Origin of the sequence: Liquorilactobacillus ghanensis DSM 18630, assembly GCF_001435235.1 — a bacterium.
GTDB lineage: Bacteria > Bacillota > Bacilli > Lactobacillales > Lactobacillaceae > Liquorilactobacillus > Liquorilactobacillus ghanensis.
In genome coordinates this window covers 1-319 of record NZ_AZGB01000019.1, presented here as the reverse complement: position 1 = coordinate 319, position 319 = coordinate 1, and the positions used below count along the sequence as shown (strand labels likewise).

Genomic DNA, 319 nt, shown 5'->3' with positions numbered 1-319 from the left:
ATTTGGTAGAATTTCTACTAGAGAGGATCGTGTCTTATGAGCAAAAGGAAGAAATATTCTGTCGAATTCAAGAAGATGATCGTTCAGCTGTATGAAAGCGGGACATCAGTCACTGATCTTACCAGCGAATATGGGATTGCCAGTGCCACCATTTATAAATGGAATGATTTGTACAAGAAAGATGATGATACCGGAGCCTCCAAGGCCGAATTGTTAGAAATGCAGGCAAGAATTGCCAAGCTGGAAAGTGAGAACGATATCCTAAAAAAAGCCTTAACCATATTCGCAAAAAAGTAAGCATCAAAGATTGGCAGTCAGC

The 319-nt window shown here is 40.1% G+C and carries 1 protein-coding gene; it reads left to right on the top strand.

Going from position 1 to position 319, the window contains the following annotated elements; all coding sequences use genetic code 11:
- Positions 1-36 precede the first annotated feature (36 nt).
- The gene (locus FC89_RS09180; RefSeq protein WP_057871300.1) at positions 37-297 is read left to right on the top strand and encodes a transposase; all 261 of its coding nucleotides are present in this window, start codon (positions 37-39) and stop codon (positions 295-297) included.
- Positions 298-319: the final 22 nt, after the last annotated feature.